Origin of the sequence: Rhizobium sp. SEMIA 4085, assembly GCF_013004495.1 — a bacterium.
GTDB lineage: Bacteria > Pseudomonadota > Alphaproteobacteria > Rhizobiales > Rhizobiaceae > Rhizobium > Rhizobium gallicum.
Genome location: NZ_JABEPH010000305.1, coordinates 1 through 7675 on the forward strand (window position 1 = coordinate 1; position 7675 = coordinate 7675).

General features: G+C 59.2%; 7 protein-coding genes and 1 tRNA gene. 4 read left to right on the forward strand and 4 right to left on the reverse strand.

The annotated features are described in order from the left end of the window. The coding region (locus C9413_RS24225; RefSeq protein WP_170251001.1) for an aminotransferase class III-fold pyridoxal phosphate-dependent enzyme at positions 1-340 on the reverse strand (340 nt) is incomplete at its 3' end. A 420-nt stretch (positions 341-760) separates the two neighbouring features. Here C9413_RS24225 and C9413_RS24230 point away from each other — a divergent pair. Then, entirely contained in the window at positions 761-1294 is a 534-nt protein-coding gene (locus C9413_RS24230; RefSeq protein ID WP_039843835.1) for a GcrA family cell cycle regulator, read from the forward strand. Positions 1295-1400: 106 nt separating this feature from the next. Here C9413_RS24230 and phoR read toward each other — a convergent pair whose 3' ends face one another. Further along, positions 1401-2621, reverse strand: a complete 1221-nt coding sequence (gene phoR / locus C9413_RS24235; protein WP_039843834.1) for a phosphate regulon sensor histidine kinase PhoR — start codon at positions 2619-2621, stop codon at positions 1401-1403. 231 nt (positions 2622-2852) lie between these two features. Between phoR and ppk2 the strand changes: the two genes are divergently transcribed. Then, complete coding sequence (gene ppk2 / locus C9413_RS24240) at positions 2853-3734, forward strand: polyphosphate kinase 2 (RefSeq protein ID WP_039843833.1); 882 nt, start codon at positions 2853-2855, stop codon at positions 3732-3734. A 3-nt stretch (positions 3735-3737) separates the two neighbouring features. Here the strand turns inward: ppk2 and C9413_RS24245 are convergent, their stop codons facing one another. Next, positions 3738-4922: a hypothetical protein gene (locus C9413_RS24245; protein ID WP_039843832.1), complete on the reverse strand. Its 1185-nt coding sequence runs from the start codon at positions 4920-4922 to the stop codon at positions 3738-3740. A gap of 280 nt (positions 4923-5202) precedes the next feature. On the opposite strand from C9413_RS24245, the gene C9413_RS24250 reads away from it, so the two are divergent. Together C9413_RS24250 and C9413_RS24255 are read left to right on the forward strand one after the other, a co-directional pair. Beyond that, positions 5203-6162: a nitronate monooxygenase family protein gene (locus C9413_RS24250; RefSeq protein WP_170251002.1), complete on the forward strand. Its 960-nt coding sequence runs from the start codon at positions 5203-5205 to the stop codon at positions 6160-6162. 124 nt (positions 6163-6286) lie between these two features. Next, a tRNA-Thr gene (locus C9413_RS24255) sits at positions 6287-6362 on the forward strand. Positions 6363-7506: 1144 nt separating this feature from the next. On the opposite strand, the gene C9413_RS24260 is transcribed toward C9413_RS24255, so the two are convergent. Next, positions 7507-7675 (reverse strand): SEC-C metal-binding domain-containing protein (locus tag C9413_RS24260; protein WP_170251003.1); only part of this gene is annotated, 169 nt, incomplete at its 5' end.

The window sequence follows — 7675 nt, forward strand, 5'->3', positions numbered from 1 at the left end:
ACTGATAGCGACGCGCGGTCTTGATCGCGCATTCCAGCGCCTCGGCCCCGGAATTGGTAAAAACCACCTTGTCGGCGAATGTGACGTCGGTCAGCCGCTTGGCAAGCGCCTCCTGGCCCGGAATTTCATAGATGTTCGACAGATGCCACACCTTGTCGGCCTGGGCCTTCAGGGCTCCAACGACATGCGGATTGCAGTGGCCGACGGACGTTACGGCAACGCCTGCGCCAAAATCCAGATATCGCTCGCCGCCCTCGGTGATCAGCCACACGCCCTCACCTCGCTCGAACCGCAAAGGGGCGCGAGAATAGGTGTCATATAGCGGCGCGGCTTGAGCCATGGCGCGGTCTCCTGTCGGCGTTAGGGCAACCGGACTCCGGCTAAAAACCAGGCCCGAAAAATTAAAAATGCCGCCTTTCGGCGGCGAGGGCCACTATTTACGTTTCGCGCCGTAATGTCAACAAAACTGCGGATTTGGGCGCATGCGGCCGACAGCCGATCAGGCGAGCTGTTTATCAACAGCTAATGTTGCAGAAATGACTCGCTGGGGAAGCAAGTTGGGGAAAACTTGAAATTCGATTCATCCGGATTCCCGCGACTCTTGTCACGGAGTCAGCCTCACACTAGGTTAAAACTCAATTACTAGACTGCATGCGGCGGAACTAGTCACCACAATTGGTCAGGCGTTTCCTGCTTCGGACGTATCCGGAGCAAGGGTGAGGGATTCTGCCTTCACAACGCTAAACGGCGGAGACAGGGCATGAACTGGACAGACGAGCGTGTCGAAAAACTCAAGAAGCTTTGGTCCGAAGGGTTGAGCGCGAGCCAGATCGCGGCGCAGCTCGGCGGAGTGAGCAGGAACGCGGTCATTGGCAAGGTCCACAGGCTTAGCCTTCCCGGTCGCGCCAAGGCCGGCGGCGCGACGACGACCGCACGCGCGCCGAAGCGCAATACTTCGGCTGTCCGCGCACCGAATTATGCATCGCGGATGGCAACGCGCACCGTCACGCGCCAGCAGGGCGCGACGATGCTCAAGGAAGAGGTCGAGATCGATCTCATGGAGGAGATGGACTATCGTCCGGCCGCAAACGTTGTCGTGCCGATCTCCCGCCGTCTCGGTCTGACGGAACTCACGGAGCGCACCTGCAAGTGGCCGGTCGGCGACCCGCTGAAGGACGACTTCCACTTCTGCGGCTGCGACAGCCCGGACTCTTCCCCTTATTGCAGCTATCATCAGCGCCTTGCCTATCAGCCGGTCAACGAACGCCGCCGGGCGGCAGCCCGCGCAAGCTGAGCCGGATAAGTAACAAATGGAAACGGGTCCTCGCGGGCCCGTTTTTTTGCGTCTTCAATCGGGATTTCGGCCTAAAATCCACGACCATTATTCCAGGTTTACGTCGTCAGAAACGCACGGTGAACTCCGTTCCCTTACCGATTTCGGACTTGACGATCAGCCGTGCACGGTGGCGCGTCAGGATATGCTTGACGATCGCCAGACCGAGACCGGTGCCCTTCTTGGAGCGGCTATCCTCTATATTGACGCGATAAAACCGCTCCGTGAGGCGCGGCACATGCTCCGCGGGAATGCCCGGGCCCTTATCTGCGATGCTGACTTCAACGGCCTCGCCGGATGCATTCTTGACGTGGACATCGACGACCTTGCCTTCCTGGCCGTACTTGCATGCGTTCTCCATGAGATTTTCAAAAACCTGGACCAGTTCGTCGCGGTCTCCGAGAACCTCCGCCTTGCCCTCCGGCAGGTGCAGATTGATTTCGACGCCAACCTCCGTGGCAAGCGGCACCAGCGCGTCCCTGACATGGCCGAGCAAGGGCACGAGATCGACTTTCTCGTCCGGTGCGATGTGCGACTTGAGCTCAAGACGGGAAAGCGAGAGAAGATCGTCGACAAGGCGGCTCATGCGAGTCGTCTGGTCGAACATGATGCCCAGGAAGCGCTCCTGCGCCTTCGGATCATTCTTTGCCGGGCCTTGGATCGTCTCGATGAAACCGCGGAGCGACGCAAGCGGAGTCCGCAGCTCATGGCTGGCATTGGCGACAAAATCCGACCGCATGCGATCGATGCGCCGCACCTCGGAGATATCGCGGAACGAAAGCAAGAAGAAGCGCTCGCCATTCCCGGCTCCGCCGAGGTCGATCGGCGCGCTGCGAACAATATAGACGCGCTCCGACGGCAAGCGCTCGGAATGCTCAATCTGATTGGGAGCGTTGGTGGCGATCGTCTCTCCCACCATGTCCAGAATGCCCGGCGAGCGCAGGCGTGCAGAAATATGCGCCCCGATCACCACTTCGCCAAAGGCCCTTTCCGCGGCGCGGTTCTGGAAGAGAACGGAGGCATCGCCTGAGAGGAGCATCACGGGTATATCGAGGCCAGCCAGCGTTGCGGAGACGGCGGGCAGCAGACTTGCGGGCGCTTCCGGTTCGAGTTCCGGCGGTTCCGCAAGCTTTGCCTGCACGGCCGGCATGCTGTTTAGAAGCACAATGGCGATCATTAAGACAAGAAGCGCCAGCACCGCCCACTTGTTCATGCCGGCCGCAAGCGCAACGAGGCCAATGACGATCGCTGCGAGCAGCACCGTTCGCTGCTGCCGGATGCGGGCCATGAGCCCCGTTGTCCATGGCATTTCGTCTTCCAAATGTTCCTCGCCCGGTCGGTTCGTTCTTACATTCAAACTCTGCCTGATAGCCGTGATTCATGACAGAAGTTTTCCGCCCCTGCCATTTGCCGCAAAAGCCGCAACCGATACACACAGGAATTTGCCTGCCGCGACCGATTTGATTTTCAACGAAAAATATGATCGCCTGCGAAGAAAGCCACAGGCGGAGAAGGAAATATGGCCGAAGCTGTCGAAAGCCGCGCGGTTGAACTGGACATCAGGGGCAAGAAGCGCGTCTTCGATGTCGATGATCCGGTGCTTCCCGACTGGATCGATGAAGAGGCGCTGGAATCGGGAGATTTCCCCTACAAGAAAAAGCTGAAAGAGGAAGAGTATCTCGAAGAGCTGGAAAAGCTGCAGATCGAACTGGTCAAAGTGCAGTTCTGGCTGCAGGCGACGGGCAAACGGGTGATGGCGCTCTTTGAAGGCCGCGATGCGGCCGGCAAGGGCGGCGCCATCTCGGCCTCCTCCGCCCACATGAACCCGCGCCTTGCCCGCGTCGTCGCACTCGCCAAGCCGAATGACCGCGAACTCGGCCAATGGTATTTCCAACGCTACATCGCCCAGTTTCCGACGGCCGGCGAGTTCGTTCTCTTTGACCGCTCCTGGTACAACCGCGCAGGTGTCGAACCGGTCATGGGGTTTTGCACGCCCAAGCAATATGAGGATTTTCTCAAGCAAGCGCCGCAGCTGGAAAGGATCATTGCCCACGAGGGCATTCACTTCTTCAAGTTTTATCTGGATATCGGCCGCGAGATGCAACTCAAGCGCTTCCACGACCGCAGGCACGATCCGCTGAAGGTATGGAAGCTTTCATCGATGGATATCGCGGCGCTCACCAAATGGGGCGACTACAGCGACAAACGCGAGCGGATGCTCGAGGCGACGCATACGGAATTTGCGCCCTGGACGGTCATCCGCGCCAACGACAAACGCCGCGCGCGGCTCAACCTCATCCGTCACATGCTGAAGAAAATGGATTACGACGGAAAGGACGACAAGGCGATTGGGGATCTCGACGACAAGATCATCGGCGCGGGCTCCGGCTTTCTCAAATAAGGGTCACTGCCCCGGCAGGATGCGCACGGCGTAGAGGTTGATGCCCCGCGCCTTGCCGTCGACATCGCTGTTGATCATCAGCCTGCCATCGCCACTCGGCGCCAACGACCGGTCGAAGGTAACCTGAAGCAGAGCGTCGGACTTTTCGCGGGTGACGCTGAACCGATGGCGAGCGCAATTGCCGAGCGTCTGGAAATTGCATTCGACCATCACCTGCGTCGGCTCGTCGCTCGTCGATTGCAACGTGATCGCGATCGTCGAGGATTTGCCGGCGAGCTCTCGAAGTACGTCTTTGGGAACGCTGATGCCGATATTGCCATCGGCGCCATTGCTTTCCGAGATCAAACGAACGGCCGGACCATCGTTTTCGGCGATGTTTTCCGTCCGCGCCCGCGGGCCGCTTTCGATCTTGGCAGCGTCGGCAGGCTTGAATATCTCAATCCATTCCGCAGAGAAGCTGTTCTGCGGGTCGATCGTGACCGGCTGATCGACATGCGGTGCCGTGTTCGCGGCACCTTCGTCCGCACCATCAAAGTCTTCCGGCTCGGTACTGGCAGGCGGATTGGCGACGCTGGTGTCGCGCTCGGCCGCCGTCAGGAAGAGGCCGGACTTATAAGCCCACCAGGCCCCCATGCCGATGAAGGCGATCAGCACGCACCAGACAAGCAGCCGCGAGAAGAATTTTCGCGGCTTGCGGCGCTTTGCAGCCCCCTCCGGCCGGAAATCCATATGGGCGGAGGGGCGGCTTTCGGGTGCAAGGCCTTCGCCGGTCTGAGGCGCAGCGCCGAGATGATCGGACGCAGCGGCATGGACGTCATCAAGCCTCGACTCGTCGTAGGCAGGCCTTGCCGAATAGGCTCGTGTTTCACCGCCGACCTGAGGCGCGTCATGTTCAAAGCGCTCGTCGTGCCTGACCGGCGGTGGGATTTCGGCGACGGGCGGAACGGGCACTTCCGGTGGACCCTGGCGCGGATGCAGGCGCTCGCGTTCTTCGGCCTCGATCATGTGAATGGTCGTTTCGAGCCGATGACGATGATGCGCAACCGCTTCCCGGTCGGTGATATCCTGCTTGCGAAGGCCGGCCTCCAGCGCCTGGCGGGCCGATTGATAAATCCTTGCACGGACTTCCGGATTATCGCGATCGGAGTTGTTAAGCGCCGTTCTGATTGCCGTTTCTAATCCGCTCACATCCGATCCTTCATGCTGGCATCAGGCATCACCCTGAAATCTTTACAAATGCCTAACAAAACTCGGTAGCGTCAATGGTTGAAAACCGCAAGTCTTGCGGCTGTCAGCATTTCGAATCGCAGGCAATAAATATGGCTCTTACCCCACCCTTGCCCACTTATCCCGACAGCCGATCTCTGCGCAATCGACACCTCGGCACTCAAGCATGCTCTTTTCCTAGCTCATCAAGTCTGGTATCAAATTGACGTTTTCGTAAACGTCAATTTGATGGTGAAACGCAATGTCCCTTCCCAAAATCCTCACCAAAAACCTGAGACTGCCGGTTCTTGCTTCACCGCTCTTTATCATCTCGCATCCGGCCCTGACGCTGGCGCAATGCAAGGCGGGCGTGATCGGCGCTTTTCCGGCGCTGAACGCCCGGCCGGAAAGCCAGCTCGCCGAATGGCTGGCAATGATCACCGAAGACATCGCCGCCCACAACGCCGCCAATCCGGACAGGCCGGCAGCACCCTTTGCCGTCAACCAGATCGTCCACATGTCGAACAAGCGGCTGGAGCACGACCTGCGCCTCTGCGTCAAATACAAGGTGCCTATCGTGATCTCTTCGCTCGGTGCCGTGCCCGAGGTGAATGCGGCCGTACACTCCTATGGCGGCATCGTGCTCCACGCCGTCATAAACAACCGCCACGCCAATTCGGCGATTAGGAAGGGTGCCGACGGATTGATTGCGGTAGCGGCGGGCGCCGGGGGGCATGCGGGCACGCTGTCACCCTTCGCTCTAGTGCAGGAGATCCGTGAATGGTTCGACGGTCCGCTGCTTTTGGCAGGCGCGATCGCCACCGGCGGCGCGATCCTTGCAGCACAGGCGATGGGTGCGGACATGGCCTATATCGGAACGCCGTTCATCGCGACCGAGGAAGCGCGCGCCACCGAAGCCTACAAGCAGGCGATTGTCGCGGGCGCTGCAAACGACATCGTCTATTCCAATTATTTCACCGGCGTGCATGGCAATTACCTGAAACCATCGATCCACGCCGTCGGCCTCGACCCGGACAACCTGCCGGTGGCGGACCCATCGAAGATGGGTTTCGCGCAGGCAGGCGGCTGCGCGGAGGCCTGGAAAGACATCTGGGGCAGCGGTCAGGGCATCAGCGCCATCAAGGCGGTTGAGCCGGTCGCCAAGCTCGTTGACAGGCTGGAAAGCGAATACCGGGCAGCGCGCGCACGCCTCGCGCTTTGAGCCGCGCCACCTTCCACAGGGGAGCGTCTTTTTTTTCAAAGGCACGACAGGGTGCTTGAAATCTTCAAACAATGCCTGTATCAGCGCCATGCAAATCACGGCCGCCCAGTTGGGCCGCCAAGTTGCCGCTTTAGCTCAGTCGGTAGAGCACATCATTCGTAATGATGGGGTCACGTGTTCGAGTCACGTAAGCGGCACCACTTTTCTTAAAGTAAATCAGTTCCTTACGCCCGACTAGACCACAGCTGTTTACCGGGAACCTGATAGACCGTTTGCAACAAGACAAGCCTTCGGATCATCAAGTTTAGCCATGGGCAGCGGCCATGCTGGCTTTGCCAGAATTCCTATATCGGCTTTTCACCTCATATGAAGGATGTTGCGGCGAAGAATATGCGTGACGCACACTCGCTCGATTATTTCTTTCAGTGCATCACGATTTCAAAGCCAAGTGCATCGAGGAGTGCCAAACATGACGCTTAGCAGGCAACTTCTCGCCGGTGCGCCAGGTCTATTTACCCCGGTTGGTGATCGCCGGATCCGCGCAAAGAAGGCAACACCTATCATTGCGAACCTCACCTCGATTGATTGTGTGAAGACGAACGGCAACGCGCCAGCCGGCATCGTGGCTCGTCAGCGGTCTTGACTGATGTCGGCGCGGCTTCATCATCGCTGTCGCACTGGGCCTTATTGCGCACGTATCGTTTGTAAAGCGTCATACCAGGTACTCTCTCAGACGGATAACGCAGGATGGCCGCTCCATCGCGGGCGATAATCCGCTGAGCGGCGGCGCAGGTCGTCGAGCCGGCATTCAACCGCTCGATTGCGAATGAAGGTTCGACCCCTAATATGAGCGCAAAGAGTATAAGGCTGGTCCTTTTCATCGGTTTAGCTTTCCTCTGTCGAATAGGGTTTCAGCAAGGCACGGATTAGTTGCGTCCTCCGTGGTATATACATGATCGCACAGGTCTGGCGGCAAGTAAGGTGCCGGGGCAACCACGCCATCGGGGCCTTTGTCCCAGTATGGCCTAGGTCGTGTATTCGAAATGTGACAAAAGGTTTAGCAGTCGACGCGATCTTTAGGAGTTCGTGGGCAAGGGCCGGACATGGCGGCGCAAAGCAGCCGTCGAGCCGAACTTGAAGGTGTGCGGGAGCTGCCCAGCGGCGGTGAGCGCCATGCGTTCCGCGGTTGCGTGTTTAGGTCTCGAAACCATCCGGCTGATGAGGCGATAGCGTCCACAATGGCCCGTCATGAAAGCGAAGTTTCTTCGATATCGCACGCGACATCAACTCGCCCCCTGATGCCTCCGGAAGCCGCAAGCGTGCCTCCTGACGCTGCCACGCCAATCAACTGTCTTCGGCGGCAATCCCCCGATGGCGAATGCGGCAGCATTCCTTGAAGGTCTTGCCTGAACCGCAGGGGCAGGGATCGCTGCTGCGGCGCTGCAGGCGGCCGATCAGGGGAAGTGTTGCGGCCGACGGCAGCAGGGCCGCCGCCAGGGCGACAAGCTTGGCC

What these genes read in the sequence shown, in the direction of transcription:
- C9413_RS24230 (WP_039843835.1), top strand. Translation starts at nt 761, where the DNA reads ATGAACTGGACAGACGAGCGTGTCGAAAAACTCAAGAAGCTTTGGTCC.
- phoR (WP_039843834.1), bottom strand. Translation starts at nt 2,621, where the DNA reads ATGGCCCGCATCCGGCAGCAGCGAACGGTGCTGCTCGCAGCGATCGTC.
- ppk2 (WP_039843833.1), top strand. Translation starts at nt 2,853, where the DNA reads ATGGCCGAAGCTGTCGAAAGCCGCGCGGTTGAACTGGACATCAGGGGC.
- C9413_RS24250 (WP_170251002.1), top strand. Translation starts at nt 5,203, where the DNA reads ATGTCCCTTCCCAAAATCCTCACCAAAAACCTGAGACTGCCGGTTCTT.